A 16060-nucleotide genomic window follows, 5' to 3' on the forward strand; every position below is an offset into this window, starting at 1 on the left:
GTTCTGAAGGACGGCTCAATCGTCCTGACGAAATGGCAGCTGCGCTGCCTCGTCAAAATCGGCCTGGTTACGGTTGGACCATGCCCACACCACAATGCCGGCAAAGCAGCAAAAGGCGAGCAAGGTCACAACAGAGCGCATGGTGTTGATGTCCATGACCATTCCTTATTTGCGGTGGGTGCCCAGCACCTGCAGGTAGGCGATGACGGCGTCCAGCTCGGTTTTGTCTTTCACCTCATCCGGTGCTTTGGCAATTTCTTCGTCGCTGTAGGGGGCGCCCAGGGTGCGCAAACCTTTCATGTGGGCCTGGATGGAGGCCGCGTTGGCGGGGGTTTTCTCCAGCCACGGATAGGCGGGCATGTTGGACTCGGGCACCAGGTCGCGCGGGTTGGTCAGGTGAATGCGATGCCATTCGTCGCTGTAACGGCCACCCACGCGGGCCAGATCAGGGCCCGTGCGCTTGGAGCCCCACTGGAAGGGGCGGTCGTAGACGAATTCACCCGCCAGCGAGTAGGAGCCGTAGCGCAGGGTTTCGGCGCGGAAGGGTCGAATCATTTGCGAGTGGCAGTTGTAACAACCTTCACGCACATACACATCGCGCCCCACCACTTGCAGTGCGGTGTAGGGCTTCAGGCCCGGCACCGGCTCGGTGGTGGACTTTTGGAAGAACAAGGGCAGGATTTCGACCATCCCCCCCACCAACAAAACCACCAAGATCAGCACGATCATCAGGAAGTTGTTGGTCTCGACTTTCTCATGCGACAAGCCGCCTGTTTTTTGGTTTTGAGCCATGTTTGATTTCTCCTCAGGCGTGTGCAGGTTCAAGTTGGGGAATCCGGACTTCCACCGAGCGCCCCATCGAGACGGTTTTGAGCGTGTTCCAGAGCATGATGAGCATGCCGCTCAGATAGAGCACACCACCGAGCAAACGCAACACATAGAAGGGATAGGTGGCTTTGACCGACTCGACAAAGGTGTAGGTCAAGGTGCCGTCGGCGTTGATGGCACGCCACATCAGGCCTTGCATCACCCCGGCAATCCACATGGCCGCGATGTAGATCACGATGCCGATGGTGGCAGTCCAGAAGTGGATTTCAATGGCTTTGACGCTGTACATCTTTTTCTGGCCGAACAAACGGGGAATCAGGTAGTACATCGAGCCCATGGTCACCAAACCCACCCAACCCAAGGCACCCGAGTGCACATGGCCCACAGTCCAGTCGGTGTAGTGGCTCAGCGCGTTCACGGTCTTGATGGACATCATCGGGCCTTCAAAGGTGGACATGCCGTAGAAAGACAGGGACACGATCAGGAAGCGCAAGATCGGGTCGTCACGCAGTTTGTGCCAGGCACCCGACAAGGTCATGATGCCGTTGATCATGCCGCCCCAGCTGGGGGCCAGCAAGATGAGCGAGAAGACCATGCCCACCGATTGGGTCCAATCAGGCAGCGCGGTGTAGTGCAGGTGGTGTGGGCCGGCCCACATGTAAGTGAAGATCAGCGCCCAGAAGTGCACGATCGACAGGCGGTACGAGTAGACAGGCCGCTCGGCTTGCTTGGGGATGAAGTAATACATCATGCCCAGGAAACCCGCTGTCAAGAAGAAGCCCACGGCGTTGTGGCCATACCACCACTGGACCATCGCGTCTTGCACGCCCGCGTAAGCCGAGTACGACTTCATCATGCCCACAGGCAGGGCCGCGCTGTTGACGATGTGCAGCAAAGCCACGGCGATGATGAAGGCCCCAAAGAACCAGTTGGCCACGTAAATGTGACGCACCTTGCGTGTGCCGACGGTGCCAAAGAAAACCACCGCGAAAGCCACCCAGACCAGGGTGATCAGGATGTCAATCGGCCATTCGAGTTCGGCGTATTCCTTGCCGCTGGTGAAACCCAAGGGCAAAGAAATGGCCGCCAAAACAATGACCAACTGCCAACCCCAGAAGGTGAAAGCGGCGAGCTTGTCGCTGATCAGGCGCACGTTGCAGGTGCGCTGCACCACGTAATAAGCGGCTGCAAACAAGCCGCATCCCCCGAACGCGAAAATCACCGCGTTGGTGTGCAAGGGCCGCAAGCGGCCATAGCTGAGCCAGGAAATGCCGAAGTTGAGCTCCGGCCAAGTCAGCTGGGCCGCGATGATCACGCCGACCAGCATGCCCACCACACCCCAGACCACCGTCATGATGGCGAACTGCCTGACAACCTTGTCGTTGTAGGACGTCGCCTGCATATTGGCAAATTTCATTTTCACCTCTGGTTTTTTTAAAAATCTACGGTTTAAGTTTGCCCGGGTGAACATCCGGAACACTTGATCAAAATCAATCGTCACGCAAAATTCGATCGCCTTCGGCCTCAATGTCTTCAAATTGGCCTCGGTCAATCGCCCACCACAGACCCGCCAAAATGAAAAACACCAAGGCCACAGACAACGGAATCAGCAAATAAAGAATGTCCATGCTGTTTTCTCAAACGGGTTGAAGGACCATCGCCTGCGGCTGCCGCGACTCTGGCAAGGCCTGCGACAGACGCAAGGCATTGAGAACCACCAGCAAGGAGCTGAGCGCCATGCCCAAGCCCGCGGCCCAGGCGGGCAACCAGCCCATCAAGGCCAGCGGCACACAAGCGGCGTTGTAGGCCGCCGACCACCACAGGTTTTGCCGAACAATGCGCATCGTCTGGCGGCTGCGCTGCAAGGTGCTGACCAGCACTTCGAGCTGCCCGCCCATCAACACAAAATCGGATTTGGACTGCGCCAGCGGCACGGCCTGGCCCAGCGCGAAGGACACATCGGCCCCGGCCAAGACCGGCCCATCGTTCAGGCCATCGCCCACCATGGCCACCTTGTGCCCCAGGGCCTGCAGGGCCTGCAGCGCTTGCAATTTGTGCTGGGGGCTGCAGCCGCCTTGCGCATCCGCTATGCCCACGGCCTGCGCCACTTGGGTCACCGCAGCGGGGCCGTCGCCCGACAAGACCTTCAGGTTCAAACCCATTTGCGACAAGGCACACACCACACCTGCTGCCTCGGGGCGCACTTGCTCGGCCAACTCAAAGCTGGCGAGCCAGCCCGACGCATCGGCCAGGCTGACCTGCAGGTGGTGCCCAGCGCGTGGCGGGGCTGCGCAAAAAGCGGCCGAGCCCAAACGCAATGTTTGGGTGGCTTGGCCTGGCGGGGTCAACGCGCCTTGCACCCCCTGCCCTGCCAGCTCACTCACGTTGTGTGCGGCCAGTGCCTCCAAGGCTTGCAAACGCTCGGCGGCTTCGGCGCGACGCCGGGCCTCGGACCACAGAGCCCGCGAGACCGGGTGCAAGGAATGCCGCGCGAGACTGCCGGCCCAGTCCAGGGCCTGGGCCGCACTCACACCCTCGCGGGTGTGGATGCGGGCCACTTCAAAAGCATCGCGCGTGAGAGTGCCGGTCTTGTCAAAAATCACCGTGTCAATCAGCGACAGGTTTTGCAGGGCGCTCAGGCGCCGCACCAGCACGCCACTGCGCGCCAAAGCCCCGGCCGTGGCCAACATGGCCGCAGGCGTGGCCAGCGACAAAGCGCAAGGGCACGTCACGATCAGCACGGCCACCGCCACCATCACCGCGTGCGCGGGGTCGCTCGGCCACCAATAAATGGCCGAGGCCAAAGAGGCCAGCATCACCGCCACCAAAAAGGGTTTGGCCCAACGGTCCACCAGCTGCGCCATGGCGGGTTTGGAGACGGAGGCGCTTTCCATCAAAGCCACGATTTGTGCATAACGGGTGGCCGCGCCGATTTGCTCGATTTGCACCTGCAAGGTACCGCTCAGGTTGTGACTGCCGGCAATGACGCGGTCACCCACACCCCGCGCCAATGGGCGCGACTCGCCCGTCAGCAAGGCTTCGTCCACCTGGGTCTGACCGACCATCACCCGGCCATCGCCCGCAAAAGCCTCACCGGGCAAGACCTCGATCACATCCCCCACTTGCAAGCGGCGGATGGACATGAGGACCCAAGTGCCATCGCTCTGGCGCTTTCGCACGCTGTCGGGCAAGCGGTTGAGCACCGCCTCCAGCGCCCCGGCCGTGCGGTCGCGCATGCGCAGCTCCAGCCAGCGGCCCGTGAGCAAAAAGAACACGAACATGGTGAACGAATCAAAAAACACCTCGGCACCAAACGGCCCCTGTGGCTCGAACGTGCCGAGGGTGCTGACCACAAAGGTCACCACCATGCCCAGCGCTACGGGCAAATCCATGCTGATCTGACGCTCGCACAGGTCCCGCCAAGCCTGTCTGAGGAACGGGGTGCACGAGAAAAACATCACCGGCAAAGACAGCACCCAGGAAGCCCAGCGCAGCAAATGCACCGCTTCGTCCGAGATGTCGCCCGGCTGGCTGAGGTACGTCGGCGTGGCGTACATCATGACTTGCATCATGCACATGGCCGCCACCGCCCAACGCCAGACCATGCGCCGGGCCTCTTCGCGCCTGCGGGCATGGGCGTGAGCATCGTTCGCGGGCAAGGCCTTGTAGCCATGGCGCTCGACCGAACGCATCCATTCAGAAGGTCGCGTGAGCTCGGGCGACCAGACGATCTGACCCCGGTGGCTGGCACCGCTGATTTGCACCGACTGCACACCAGGCACAGCCCGCAAAGCGTCTTCCAGGGTGATGGCGCAGGCCGCGCAATGCATGCCCTCAAACACCACGCTGGAGCGCCAGCAACCCGAGTCGGTTTTTTCGGGCAAGCTGAATGCCGCCCATTCTTCGGGCACATCGAGCAATGCCAGCCGCTGCTGGGGTGTGTTGTGCTCGGAGCTTGCCAGCGGCATTGCCACCAAAGCCCCTTTTTCGGAGGACGCAGCTGGCAGGCCGGGCAAAACATTGACTTGGGTCATGTTTCGAAGATACGACAGCCCACCCGATCAAAGCTTGATGTAAATCAAGCACTCCCATTTGCTGCTCTTCTAAGCTGGGTTTTTGTCATTTTCCAACAGGAGCACCTCATGTACCAACGCATCCTTGTCGCCACCGACGGTTCCACCTTGTCCAAAAAAGCCGTGGCCAGCGCCATCGAACTGGCGGCCACCTGCGGCGCAGAACTGATCGCGATCAAGGTGGTGCCGCGCTACCCGCAGGCCTACTTTGAGGGCAGCATCCCCCTGTCGAGCGAAGAAATCGCACGCGTCGAAGCCCAGTGGACCGAATCGGCCCGGGTTCAGTTGGCCACGGTCGAAAAGAGCGCCAAGGCCAAAGCCGTGAGTACGAAAGTCATCACGGTCAAATCGGATGTGGTCTCGGACGCCATCATTGCGGCAGCGAAAAAGCACAAGGCCGACCTGATCGTCATGGCCTCCCACGGTCGCAAAGGCATCAAGCGCCTGCTCTTGGGCAGTGAAACTCAGCAAGTGTTGACGCATTCGCACATCCCCGTGTTGGTTCTGCGCTGAGGGGCGCCTGGGGGGGGTGGTTCAGACTGAGGCCGCAGGGCTTGGCATAGGCAGCCTCATTTTCTGCCGTGAAAAAGTGTTGAATGCATTTATTAAATAAAATGTATTCAAATTATTCTGAGCCTCAAGCCATGACACCACGTTTCAAACGCCCAGATGTCCGTCAGTCAAACCCCAGCCTGACCAGCACTATTAGGGGGAAATTGTGGGGTCTGAGGATGCTTGGGTTGGCCATGTTGGTGGTGGGGACGGTGCAGGCTCAGGTACTGACCATCGAAAGCTGGCGCAAGGACGACCAGATTTTTTGGGACAAGGTGCTGATCCCAGCCTTTCAACGCCAGCACCCCGGCATCAAGGTGCAGTTCAAACCCGAAGAACCTCTTGCCTACGATGCACGACTGGAGGCCAGGCTTTCCACAAGACGCGCTGGCGACCTGATCTTTTGCCGACCCTTTGACGCCAGTGTGCGCATGCAGGCCAAGGGCTACCTGCTGCCCCTGAAGGAAGAGGCACTCAAAAACTTCAACCCACAAGCGCGTCGCGCCTGGACCACCGACGACGGCCAGACCACGTATTGTTTGCCCGTGGCCTATGTCATGCATGGGCTGTTCTACAACAAGAAAATCCTGCGCGACTTGAAGCTCGAGCCCCCCAGCACCTGGGACCAGTTCTACCAATTGCTCAGTCAAGTGGCGGCCAGCAAAACAGTGACGCCGTTGGCCCTGGGCACCGCCGACATGTGGGAATCCACCCAAGTGGTGTTCACGGGCCTGGGGCCCAATTTCTGGGAAGGTGAAAAGGCCCGGCTCGGACTGATGGAGGGCACTGTCAAATTCACCGATCCGGGCTTTGTCAAGGCTTGGAGAATGATGGCCCAACTCAAGCCCTACATGCACCCCCAGCAAAACAGCCTGTCCAACGGTGACATCCAGCTCTTGTTTGCCACAGGCAATGCGGCGGTCTACCCCTCAGGCTCCTGGGACATCGATTTTTTGCGCAGCACCAGTTTTGCTTACAAAAAATCCATCGATCTGGGTGTCTTCAAACCCCCTGTTGAACACGAAGGTCAGCCCTGTCACATCTCGGTGCACCCCGATTTCGGCATCGGTGTAAACAAAAACAGCCCCAATCAAGCCGCTGCGCTCCAGTTCATTGCCTGGCTTGGCACGGCCGATTTCGCTCAATTGCTCACCGACACCCTGACCGGGTACTTTCCACTGGCCGACCATCCCGTCAAAATCAACGACCCTTTGGGTCAGGACATGATGGGCTGGCGACGCAGTTGCCAAGACACCATCCGCCTGAACGCCCAAAAACTCAACAGGGTCTGGCCCTCCATGGAAGAAGAGCTCTGGTTTGCCAATGTCAAGGTGCTCAACCAGGACATCAGCCCTGAACAAGCGGCGCAGCACATCCAGCGTGTGCACGAGAAAAACGCCTACCTCAAATAAAAACCGCCCATGACCACTGGACGAGGTCATGGGCGGGGCACCCCTCAAGATCGGCTCAAAAACTTCAGACTGAGAACAAGTTTTTGTGCTGATCGCGCAGCAGGTTCTTTTGCACCTTGCCCATGGTGTTGCGCGGTAACTCGGCCACCACAAAACAACGCTTGGGGATCTTGAAGTTGGCCAGTTTGGCCTTGAGTTCGGCCAAGACGCCCTCGGGCTGCACCACCGCACCAGACTTGGCGATGACCACGGCCACACCCACTTCGCCAAAGTCCGGATGGGGCACACCCACCACAGCGCTTTCGGCCACACCCTTCATCTCGTTGATGTAGCCCTCGATCTCGGCAGGGTACACGTTGTAGCCGCCGCTGATGATCAGGTCTTTGCTGCGGCCGACGATGGTCACGTAACCCCTCTCGTCGACCTTGCCCACATCACCGGTCTTGAAATAGCCATCGGCTGTGAATTCTTCGGCGGTTTTTTCGGGCATGCGCCAGTAACCTTTGAACACATTGGGGCCTTGGACCTGAATCCCGCCAATCTCGCCCACCGGCATCTCCTGGCCATCGTCGCCCCGCACACGCAAACGCACACCGGGCAAAGGGAAACCCACCGTGCCACCGCGCCGCTCGGTCTGCTTGGCGTAACGCTTGTCCGCTGCATAGGGGTTGGAGGTCAGCATGGCGGTCTCGCTCATGCCGTAGCGCTCCAAAATCGTGTGGCCTGTGCGCTCTTGCCATTCGGTGAAGGTCTCGATCAACAAGGGGGCAGAGCCTGCAATGAACAAGCGCATGTTGTTCACCGCCGCCTTGTCGAGCGCAGGCTCGGCCAGCATGCGCACATACAACGTGGGCACGCCCATGAACACGGTCGCCTCCTTCATGCGGGCAATCACGCGTTTGGGGTCGAACTTGGCCATCCAGATCATCTTGCTGCCGTTGATCAGGGCCCCGTGGATGGCCACAAACAAGCCGTGCACGTGAAAGATGGGCAGCGCATGGATCAGGACATCACCCTTTTTCCAACCCCAGTAATCCTTGAGCGTGAGCGCATTGCTCAGCATGTTGCCGTGCGTGAGCATGGCCCCCTTGCTGCGCCCGGTGGTGCCACTGGTGTAGAGGATGGCCGCCAGGTCATCGGCCTGTCGGGCAACCGTCTGGTGTTGGTCGCTGTGGTGCGCAGCTCGCTCGAGCAAACTGCCCGTACGGTCATCATTTAAGGTGAACACATGCTGGGTGCCCGACTTGAAAGCGATCTTGCTGACCCAGCCGAAATTGGCCCCGCTGCACACCACCACAGCCGGTTCGGCGTTGCCAATGAAGTACTCGATCTCGGCGCTTTGGTAAGCGGTGTTCAGGGGCAAAAACACATAACCGGCGCGCAAGGTCGCCAAGTACAGCATCAGGGCTTCCACCGACTTTTCGACCTGCGCGGCCACCCGGCTGCCTTCAGGCAAATCCAGCGATTGCAGCAAATTGGCCATCATGGCCGTGGCGCGGTCCAGGTCTTGCCAGCTGTAGCGCAGGCCTTCATCGGTCTCCACGGCCGTGGCCGTCAGGTCGGCAGGAAAAGCAGCCCGCAGGGCCGAAAACAGGTTGTTGTGGGTCATGGTTTCAAAATTGCAAGGTGAAAACAGGCATGCAAATGGGCACCATCACAGGCCCATCCAACATCCCAAAGCGTTTCAGTCGAGCTTGGCGCCGGAAGCCTTGACCACTTGCGACCACTTGGTGAGCTCTTTCTTGATGAACGCGTCGAACTGGCCGCCCGTGAGGTTGGGGAACTCTGCGCCTTGGTTGGCCCAGACGGCTTTGGCCTCGTCGGTCAAGCAGGCACGGCGAAATTCCTCAATGGCACGCGCTTGGGCATCCGCAGGCGTGCCCTTGGGGGCCCAAACGCCATACCAGGTTGAGACGGTGTAATCGGGCAAACCCAGCTCGGCCGAGCAAGGCACATCCGGGAAAGCCGCATTGCGCTTGGCCCCCGAGACCATGAGGGCCTTGATGCGGCCGCCCTTGATGTGCGCCGCCGACGAGCCCAGGCCGTCGAACATCATGTCCACGTTGCCCGCGATCAGGTCTTGCAGGGCCGGGCCTGCGCCTCGGTAAGGGATGTGGGTAATGAAGGTCTTGGTCTGCAGCTTAAACAACTCACCCGCCAAGTGGTGCGAGGTGCCGCCACCTGCCGAGCCGTAGTTCAAACGGGCCGGGTTCTTTTTCAAAAAATCCAGAAAGGCCTTGAAGTCGGCCGCCTGGACTTTCTTGGGATTGACCACCAGCACCTGTGGCACGCTGGCCACCTGGATGAGGGGGATCAGGTCACGCTCCAGATCGTAGTCCAGTCTCGGGTACATGCTGGGCGCGATGGTGTGGTGCACCGCCCCCATGAAGTAGTTGTAGCCATCGGGCGTAGACTTGGCCGCAATGCCCGCCCCCAGCGTGCCACCCGCACCACCACGGTTGTCGATGATCAGCTGTTTGCCCGTGAGCTTGGCAAACGCGGCCGACATGGGCCGCGCAAATGCGTCTGTGCCGCCCCCTGCCGGAAAGGGCACCACCATGGTCACCGGCTTGCTGGGCCAGCTGCTTTGGGCCTGGGCCCACAGCGGCAGCGAGCCTGTGACGGCCGCCATGGCCTTCAAAAAATCGCGGCGCTGGCCCCAAGGGTTCATTTCGGTCATGTCGTGTCTCCTGGTTTTATTCGGAAACGGCATCATAAAGTTTTTACAAAGACAGGCTTGCGCCGGGGTGTCACGACCTGATCAGAGAGCAGCCAGCATCTGCAGGGCTTTGGCAAAACCGGCACCGGGCTGGCACACCTCCAGATGCACCACGGGCAAACCGCAGCGCTGGGCACCGGCCACATTGCGTGGCTGGTCGTCCACAAACACGGCGTGCTCGGCCCGCACCCCCAAGGCATCCAAACACGCCTGGTAAGCGCGGGGATCGGGTTTGAGGATCTGGGTGTAGGTGGCGTCCACGATCACGTCAAACTGCTGGAGCCAGGGCAGACGTTCGCGAAAATCAGCGCCATAAAACAGATCCAGCTCATTGGACAAAATGCCCAGCTTGTAGCCCAGCGCCTTGGCCTGGTGGATAGCCGCCAACGCCTCTGGCCGGATCACGGCCTGTACATCCGCCCCACGAGCGCGCTGCACAAAGGTCTGCATCTCGGTCCATTCTTCACCCAGCAAGCGCCCAACCTCGCGGGTGCGTTGCATCCAGTAATCGCGTTCGCTGATGCGGTCGGCCTGCATGGCTTGCCACAGCGCATCGGTTTCAGGCGCAAATGGGCCTTGCCAGGTCAGTGTGCCGGCAGGCAGGCCCAAAGCCGCCTCGCTCAAAGCGTGGGTTTCAAACAGGGTGCGGCTGATGACGCCGCCAAAGTCCAGAATCAGGGCTTTGTCCTCGGGTCTCAGCGCGTCAGACATGAGGCGCTTTCATGCCCGCAGCAGGCACCACCAGCCCTTTGGCGAGCCAATCGTCCAACACGGCCAGCACATGCTGCACAAAAGCCGCGTCGTTGATGTGCGCGTCAATGCGCGAAACTTCCGCTGCGCCCCAATCGCACTGCGCCATTTCGTCCATCATGGCCGCCAGGCCTTCTGGATCGTGCAGCGGTGCACCAGCCCGGTCCCACTCCTGAATGCCTCGCAAGGGCAGTACCAAGTGCACCGGGCCTTGTGCCTGACGCAATCGGCTGGCCAGCTCGCGGGCGAATTCGCGGCGCATGTTGGCGTCGATGCCCACCGAAGCGATCAATCGGTTGTGGTCGTGCGAGGGCCGCCCAGCAAAACGCTCGGGCATCTGGCCCCAAGCGGGGTAATCCACCAGGTCGGTGGCGCCGGGGGCGACGATCATCGGCACGCCTTTGAGGCCCGCGCCCATGAGGCGATCCGGCCCCGCGCTCACCACCGAGCCGCCCATTTGGTTGACCATCTCCTGCAGGCTCAAATCCATCACGCAGGCAAACTGGCCTTGTGCAGCCAACGATTCAAACGCCCTGCCCCCCATGCCTGTGGTGTGGAACACCGCCAAGTCAAAACCGCGCTTGTCCAGTTCGGGCTGCAGCTGCACCATGTATTTGAGGCAGCTCGACCCCAAGGACGTCATGCCGACCACCGGCCGCTCGAAACGCGGCACCCGTGCCACGCGACACGCCCCCACCACCGCGCCTGCGGCTTGGGCCAGGGCCGACTGACACAGGCTGTTGAGGCCATAGAGGCCACCCGCCCATAGCACCATCATCAGATCGGGCGGCATGCGCTCGGGCGGCAAGAGCGGCGAAAACGCCACCGTGGACAGCACCACCTTGGGCACACCCAGCGGCAAGCTGCTGGCGACATCCAGCGCCAGGTCGGTGCCCATGGTGCCGCCCAGCACCAGCAGACCGTCCATGCGGCCCGTACGCTGCAACTCCGACGCTAGTCGGCTCGCGCCCTGCGCCATGAGTGCCATGGCGCTGTTTTCGTCGCCGCTGTCCATGACCTGCTGCAACGTCAAGCCCGCAGCCGCCGCCACGTCGGTGTTGGCGATGTCCGGAACCAGCCGGCCTTTGGCCAGCACCCCCACGTCCATGATCAGCGCTTGCCCGCCAGCGGCCTGCACCTGCTCGCGCATGAAGCCGATCTCGTCGCTTTTGGTGTCGACCGTGCCGACGATCAGGATGACCGGGCTCTTCATGCGCGGCCCTCCTGCACAGCGGCAAAGGCGGCTTCGAGCACGTCGCACATGAAGTCGACCTCCTCGCGGGTGATGACCAATGGCGGCGACAAGATCAGGTTGGGGCCGGAGATGCGCACCATCAAGCCCGCTTTGTAGGCCGCCTTGGCCACCCGCGCCGGGATGTCGCTGCTGCGCGTCATAGGGGTGCGCTTGGCCTTGTCGTTCACCATCTCAATGCCCAGCATCAGGCCCACACCACGCACATCGCCCACAAAGCTGCAGGTGTCCACCAGCTTGCGCAAGCGGGTCTGCAGGTGTGCGCCCATGCGGGCGGCGTTGCCGGGAATGTCCAGCGCCTCAATCTGGTCGAGCGTTGCCAGCGCCGCAGCAGCCGCAATCGGGTGCGCGCTGTAGGTGTAGCCGTGCGAGACCGAGGCCGTGCCCGTGGTATCGGCGTCAAACACATCGGCAATGCGGCGGTTGATGGCCGTGGCCCCGAGTGGGATGTAGCCCGAAGAAATGCCCTTGGCCAGGCACCACATGTCGGCATTCACGCCCCACAGGCGCGTGCCAAACATCTCACCGCTGCGGCCAAAACCCGTCACCACCTCGTCGGCGATCAAGAGCACGCCGTACTTGTCGCAAATCTGGCGCACCAGCGGCCAGTAGTTGGGCGGCGGCACGATCACCCCGCCCGCGCCCTGCACCGGCTCGGCGATGAAAGCCGCCACCGTGTCCGGCCCCTGGAACACGATCTCGCGCTCCAGCAACTCGGCGCAGATTTCACCCAGTCGGATCGGGTCATCGGTGTAGGGGTTGTGGTAAGCCCAGGGGGTGTCGATGTGGAAGCAACCAGGCAGCAGCGGCTCATAGGCGCGGCGGAAGTTGGTGTTGCCATTCACGCTCATGCCGCCAAAGTGCACACCGTGGTAACCCTGGCGCAGGCTGATGAACTTGAAGCGGTCGGCCTGGCCCTTCAGCTTCCAGTACTGGCGGGCCACCTTCAATGCACCCTCCACCGCGTCCGAGCCGCCGTTGGAGAACATGACCGTGGCCACGTCTTCGGGCTGCATCATCTGCACCAGGCGTTTGGACAACTCAATGGCCCGCACATGCGTGGTGCCGCGGAACACGTTGTAAAACGGCAGCTCGTCCATCTGCGCCACGATGGCGTCGCGTACCGGCTTGTTGCTGTGGCCCAGGTTGCAGGCCCACAGGCCCCCCACGCCGTCGAGCATCTTGTGGCCATCCACGTCCCAGATCCAGCAGCCCTCGCCTTTGGCGATGATGTCGGGGGTGGACTTCTTCATCGCCCCCGGGTGGGCCATGGGGTGCCACAGGTATTGGGCGTTGTCGGCTTTGAGTTGGTCGTTGTTCATCGTTTTCTCGACATTCACAGTTGAATCCAGGCCGTTTTCAGGTCCAGGTATTTGTCCAAGGCGTGCATCGACTTGTCGTGCCCGTTGCCCGACTGGCGCACCCCGCCCAGCGGCACGGTGATGTCGGGGCCGCCGTAGGTGTTGACGTGCACCACCCCGGCCTTGATGGCACGCACCATGCGGTGGGCGCGCGAGAGACTACTCGTCCACACCCCTGCGGCCAGGCCATAGGTCGAATCGTTGGCCAAGCGCACCGCCTCGGCCTCGTCGTCAAACGGCATCACTGCCAGCACAGGGCCAAAGACTTCTTCGCGAGCCAAGGTCATATCGGGCGTCACGTCGTCAAACAAGGCTGGGGCCATGTAGCTGCCACCCACCACGGGCTGCAAAGCCTGCCCGCCCACACGCAGGCGGGCACCCTGCTGCTGAGCGGTCTGCACCGCAGCCAGGTTTTTGGCCAGTTGTCGGGCGCTGCTGACCGCACCGATCTCGGTGCTCACATCCAGCGGGTCACCCACGCGCAAGCTGGCGGCAATCTTGTGCAAGCGCTCCACGAATTCGTCGTGCACCGAGCGCTGCACCAACAGGCGAGAGCCCGCCACACACACCTGACCGCTGTTGCGGAAGATGCCCATGGCTGAGACTTTGGCCGCCTGTGCCAAATCGGGCGCATCGTCAAACACGACATTGGGCGACTTGCCGCCCAGCTCCAGGTAGACCCGCTTGAGGTTGGACTCGGCCGAAGCCTTGAGCAACATGCGCCCCACCGGGCCGGAGCCGGTGAAGGTCAGGATGTCCACGTCCATGTGGCGCGCGATCGCCTCGCCCGCCTCTGCACCTGTGCCGGTGACCACATTGAGGACACCCGGCGGCAAACCTGCGTCCAGACACAGCTGCGCCAAACGCAGCAAAGACAGAGAGGCGTCTTCAGAGGGTTTGAGCACCACCGAGTTGCCCGCTGCCAGCGCCGGGGCGATCTTCCAGGCACCGATCATCAGCGGGAAATTCCACGGCACGATGGCCCCGACCACCCCCACCGGCTCTTTGTGGACCAAGCCCAACGTGCCTTCAGGTGTGGGCGCAATCTCGCCATTTATCTTGTCCACGCACTCTGCGTAATAACGAAAAGTGCCCGCCGCATTGCCCGGCTCGGCCTTCCAGGCCATGGCGATCTCGGTGCCGTTGTCGCGCACGCCCAGCACCGCCAGCTCGGCGTGATGCGCCTCGATGCGGTCGGCAATGCGGTGCAGCACCTTCTTGCGCTCGGCAGGTGCCATGCGCGACCACACGCCAGACTCGAAGCTGCGGCGGGCGGCCTTAACAGCGCGGTCGACATCGGCCTGCCCGGCCGCTGCGATGGTGCACAAAGTCTGCCCGTCGATGGGCGAGACCACGAGGAGCATTTGGCCGGACGCAGCCGCAGCCCACTGCCCGTCGATCAGCAGTCCTTGGTCAGGAATGGGCTGGTGACGCAGCGTGTCGATCTGTTCTTGTTTCATGGGCCGCCTTCAGTCAGGCACATGCAGCACGATGCCGTCCAGCGCCGCAGAGGCGACCAGCTGACAGCTCAGTCGGCTGCCACTTTGGCGGGGTGCGATGACGATGTCGAGCATGGCGTTTTCCACTTCGTCCATGGGCGGGCAAGCGACCAGCCAGGCTTCATCGACATAGACATGGCAGGTGGCGCACGACAGGCAGCCACCACATTCGCCCGCCACGCCGGGGATGCCGTTCATCTGCGCAGCGTCCATCAGGTTGGTGCCGTCATTCACGTCGTCGCTCACGCGATCGCCGTTGCTCATGATCCAGTGCACTTGGGGCATGGGGTTTGTTCTTTCAGATCAGATGAATCGGATGTAGTAATCGCGCAGCGCGTCGCCTTCAAGGTCTGCGGTGCGCTCGATCTCGTGGCGCTTGATGCCCACATGGTTGGCCACCAGGCCTTCGCCCAGCGCTTGCGTGAGCGCGGTGTCGGCTTCGAGCGCATCCAGTGCGCCCGCCAAGGTGCCCGGCACACTGTGGGTGGCGTCCTTGTTTTCCAGGCAGTCACCGGTTTCGGCGGGCTGCAGCTTGTAAGCGTTGACCACACCCAAACGGGCGGCCTGCAGCACGGCGGCGGTGTGGGTGTAAGGGTTGGCCGCAGCGTCGCCCATGCGGTGCTCGATGCGAGCACCCGGACCGCTTTCAGCCGACAAGCGCACGGTGACGCCACGGTGGTCCACCGCCCAGTTTTTCCAAAAGCCAGACAAGCTCGCCGGTTGCAGGCGTTGGTAGGAATTGGCGCACGGAGCCAATAAACCCGCCAGCGCCTGGTGGTGGTGCATCAGCCCGGCGGTGCAGCCCAGTGTGAGTGCGTTGAACTGGCTGGCATCGTGCCCGCCCGAGATGGCGTTCTGGCCTTGGCCGTCACGCAGGCTGAAGTTGATGTGCACCCCGCTGCCCCCCACCGTGAGGATGGGCTTGGGCATGAAGGTCAACACAATGCCGTGCTGGAAAGCGACTTCGCGGGCCAAGAGGCGGAACAAAAAGATGTCGTCCACCGCCTTGACGGCACGGTCATATTTCAGCGTGAACTCGAACTGCGGCGCGTCGTATTCGGTGTTCATGCTGTCGATGCGAAAGCCCGCGGCCGTGGCCTTTTCCCAAAGGGCATCGGTGAAGCCCCTGGGGTCGGCAAAAGGGCCGGTGGCATACACATGGGCCGCAGGCGTGTCGTAGGGTTTGAGCGAGCCGTCCGGCTCAATCTGGAAAGCAAAGGCTTCGAGCTCAATGCCCACCATCGGGTCGTAACCGATGGCTTGCCAGTCGGCCACGGCTCGCTTGAGCGCACTGCGCCCGCACATGGGCAGCGGTGTGCCGTCGTTGGCTTTCAGATCGCCAATCGCCACCTTCGTGAACGGCTGCCAGCCCGGACGGATGTCTTCGGCGGTATAGGCTGCCTCCATGTCCGGCAGCCCTTCCATGACCATGGCGCCGGGCACGGGGATCAGCTCTTTTTCATAAGTGACGCCAAAGGTGCCTCGGCAAAAACGGGCACCACCGCCTTGCCCGGGTTGGAGCGTGACGTATTTGCCTCGCGCAATGGCCAGGTGGTCGCAAAACAGCACCCGCAGGCGTTCTTGAACATTGGACATGGTGATTCCTTTCAACCC

General features: G+C 61.7%; 15 protein-coding genes. 2 read left to right on the forward strand and 13 right to left on the reverse strand.

Going from position 1 to position 16060, the window contains the following annotated elements; translation table 11 throughout:
- Nucleotides 1-15: 15 nt before the first annotated feature.
- The 5 genes from L63ED372_RS07960 to L63ED372_RS07980 form a co-directional block, all read right to left on the reverse strand.
- Complete coding sequence (locus L63ED372_RS07960; RefSeq protein WP_062407815.1) at nucleotides 16-156, reverse strand: CcoQ/FixQ family Cbb3-type cytochrome c oxidase assembly chaperone; 141 nt, start codon at nucleotides 154-156, stop codon at nucleotides 16-18.
- A gap of 9 nt (nucleotides 157-165) precedes the next feature.
- Nucleotides 166-792, reverse strand: a complete 627-nt coding sequence (gene ccoO, locus L63ED372_RS07965; RefSeq protein WP_062405100.1) for a cytochrome-c oxidase, cbb3-type subunit II — start codon at nucleotides 790-792, stop codon at nucleotides 166-168.
- Between the two features lie 13 nt (nucleotides 793-805).
- Nucleotides 806-2245, reverse strand: a complete 1440-nt coding sequence (gene ccoN / locus L63ED372_RS07970) for a cytochrome-c oxidase, cbb3-type subunit I (protein WP_062405102.1) — start codon at nucleotides 2243-2245, stop codon at nucleotides 806-808.
- 73 nt (nucleotides 2246-2318) lie between these two features.
- Nucleotides 2319-2456: a cbb3-type cytochrome oxidase assembly protein CcoS gene (ccoS, locus tag L63ED372_RS07975; RefSeq protein ID WP_062405104.1), complete on the reverse strand. Its 138-nt coding sequence runs from the start codon at nucleotides 2454-2456 to the stop codon at nucleotides 2319-2321.
- A 9-nt stretch (nucleotides 2457-2465) separates the two neighbouring features.
- Nucleotides 2466-4862 carry a heavy metal translocating P-type ATPase gene (locus tag L63ED372_RS07980; protein ID WP_062405106.1) on the reverse strand — a complete coding sequence of 799 codons (2397 nt, stop codon included), beginning with the start codon at nucleotides 4860-4862 and terminating at the stop codon, nucleotides 2466-2468.
- Nucleotides 4863-4970: 108 nt separating this feature from the next.
- On the opposite strand from L63ED372_RS07980, the gene L63ED372_RS07985 reads away from it, so the two are divergent.
- Together L63ED372_RS07985 and L63ED372_RS07990 are read left to right on the forward strand one after the other, a co-directional pair.
- Nucleotides 4971-5414, forward strand: coding sequence for a universal stress protein (locus L63ED372_RS07985; protein WP_062405108.1), 444 nt, complete (start codon nucleotides 4971-4973; stop codon nucleotides 5412-5414).
- A 218-nt stretch (nucleotides 5415-5632) separates the two neighbouring features.
- Nucleotides 5633-6865 carry an ABC transporter substrate-binding protein gene (locus L63ED372_RS07990; RefSeq protein WP_156343575.1) on the forward strand — a complete coding sequence of 411 codons (1233 nt, stop codon included), beginning with the start codon at nucleotides 5633-5635 and terminating at the stop codon, nucleotides 6863-6865.
- 64 nt (nucleotides 6866-6929) lie between these two features.
- Here the strand turns inward: L63ED372_RS07990 and L63ED372_RS07995 are convergent, their stop codons facing one another.
- The 8 genes from L63ED372_RS07995 to L63ED372_RS08030 form a co-directional block, all read right to left on the reverse strand.
- Nucleotides 6930-8474 (reverse strand): malonate--CoA ligase, encoded by a 1545-nt coding sequence (locus L63ED372_RS07995; protein ID WP_062405112.1) that lies wholly within the window; start codon nucleotides 8472-8474, stop codon nucleotides 6930-6932.
- A 75-nt stretch (nucleotides 8475-8549) separates the two neighbouring features.
- Nucleotides 8550-9536: a Bug family tripartite tricarboxylate transporter substrate binding protein gene (locus L63ED372_RS08000; protein ID WP_156343677.1), complete on the reverse strand. Its 987-nt coding sequence runs from the start codon at nucleotides 9534-9536 to the stop codon at nucleotides 8550-8552.
- Nucleotides 9537-9626: 90 nt separating this feature from the next.
- On the reverse strand, nucleotides 9627-10295 hold the full coding sequence (locus L63ED372_RS08005; RefSeq protein ID WP_062405116.1) for an HAD-IA family hydrolase: 669 nt from the start codon (nucleotides 10293-10295) through the stop codon (nucleotides 9627-9629).
- Entirely contained in the window at nucleotides 10288-11547 is a 1260-nt protein-coding gene (locus tag L63ED372_RS08010; protein ID WP_062405118.1) for a Tm-1-like ATP-binding domain-containing protein, read from the reverse strand. Before L63ED372_RS08010 ends, L63ED372_RS08005 begins: the two co-directional genes overlap by 8 nt.
- Entirely contained in the window at nucleotides 11544-12908 is a 1365-nt protein-coding gene (locus L63ED372_RS08015; RefSeq protein ID WP_062405120.1) for an aminotransferase class III-fold pyridoxal phosphate-dependent enzyme, read from the reverse strand. The genes L63ED372_RS08010 and L63ED372_RS08015 overlap by 4 nt, the downstream gene beginning before the upstream one ends.
- A gap of 14 nt (nucleotides 12909-12922) precedes the next feature.
- A complete protein-coding gene (locus tag L63ED372_RS08020) occupies nucleotides 12923-14407 on the reverse strand; it encodes an aldehyde dehydrogenase (protein WP_062405122.1) in 1485 nt (494 codons plus the stop codon).
- 9 nt (nucleotides 14408-14416) lie between these two features.
- Nucleotides 14417-14731 carry a 2Fe-2S iron-sulfur cluster-binding protein gene (locus L63ED372_RS08025; RefSeq protein WP_062405124.1) on the reverse strand — a complete coding sequence of 105 codons (315 nt, stop codon included), beginning with the start codon at nucleotides 14729-14731 and terminating at the stop codon, nucleotides 14417-14419.
- 18 nt (nucleotides 14732-14749) lie between these two features.
- Nucleotides 14750-16042, reverse strand: coding sequence for a glutamine synthetase family protein (locus L63ED372_RS08030; RefSeq protein ID WP_062405126.1), 1293 nt, complete (start codon nucleotides 16040-16042; stop codon nucleotides 14750-14752).
- Nucleotides 16043-16060: the final 18 nt, after the last annotated feature.

Origin of the sequence: Limnohabitans sp. 63ED37-2 (genome assembly GCF_001412535.1) — a bacterium.
Lineage (GTDB): Bacteria > Pseudomonadota > Gammaproteobacteria > Burkholderiales > Burkholderiaceae_C > Limnohabitans_A.

What these genes read in the sequence shown, in the direction of transcription:
- L63ED372_RS08010 (WP_062405118.1), bottom strand. Translation starts at nt 11,547, where the DNA reads ATGAAGAGCCCGGTCATCCTGATCGTCGGCACGGTCGACACCAAAAGC.
- L63ED372_RS07985 (WP_062405108.1), top strand. Translation starts at nt 4,971, where the DNA reads ATGTACCAACGCATCCTTGTCGCCACCGACGGTTCCACCTTGTCCAAA.
- ccoN (WP_062405102.1), bottom strand. Translation starts at nt 2,245, where the DNA reads ATGAAATTTGCCAATATGCAGGCGACGTCCTACAACGACAAGGTTGTC.
- L63ED372_RS08015 (WP_062405120.1), bottom strand. Translation starts at nt 12,908, where the DNA reads ATGAACAACGACCAACTCAAAGCCGACAACGCCCAATACCTGTGGCAC.
- L63ED372_RS08005 (WP_062405116.1), bottom strand. Translation starts at nt 10,295, where the DNA reads ATGTCTGACGCGCTGAGACCCGAGGACAAAGCCCTGATTCTGGACTTT.
- L63ED372_RS07960 (WP_062407815.1), bottom strand. Translation starts at nt 156, where the DNA reads ATGGACATCAACACCATGCGCTCTGTTGTGACCTTGCTCGCCTTTTGC.
- L63ED372_RS08000 (WP_156343677.1), bottom strand. Translation starts at nt 9,536, where the DNA reads ATGAACCCTTGGGGCCAGCGCCGCGATTTTTTGAAGGCCATGGCGGCC.
- L63ED372_RS08030 (WP_062405126.1), bottom strand. Translation starts at nt 16,042, where the DNA reads ATGTCCAATGTTCAAGAACGCCTGCGGGTGCTGTTTTGCGACCACCTG.
- ccoO (WP_062405100.1), bottom strand. Translation starts at nt 792, where the DNA reads ATGGCTCAAAACCAAAAAACAGGCGGCTTGTCGCATGAGAAAGTCGAG.
- L63ED372_RS08025 (WP_062405124.1), bottom strand. Translation starts at nt 14,731, where the DNA reads ATGCCCCAAGTGCACTGGATCATGAGCAACGGCGATCGCGTGAGCGAC.
- L63ED372_RS07995 (WP_062405112.1), bottom strand. Translation starts at nt 8,474, where the DNA reads ATGACCCACAACAACCTGTTTTCGGCCCTGCGGGCTGCTTTTCCTGCC.
- L63ED372_RS07980 (WP_062405106.1), bottom strand. Translation starts at nt 4,862, where the DNA reads ATGACCCAAGTCAATGTTTTGCCCGGCCTGCCAGCTGCGTCCTCCGAA.
- ccoS (WP_062405104.1), bottom strand. Translation starts at nt 2,456, where the DNA reads ATGGACATTCTTTATTTGCTGATTCCGTTGTCTGTGGCCTTGGTGTTT.
- L63ED372_RS07990 (WP_156343575.1), top strand. Translation starts at nt 5,633, where the DNA reads ATGCTTGGGTTGGCCATGTTGGTGGTGGGGACGGTGCAGGCTCAGGTA.
- L63ED372_RS08020 (WP_062405122.1), bottom strand. Translation starts at nt 14,407, where the DNA reads ATGAAACAAGAACAGATCGACACGCTGCGTCACCAGCCCATTCCTGAC.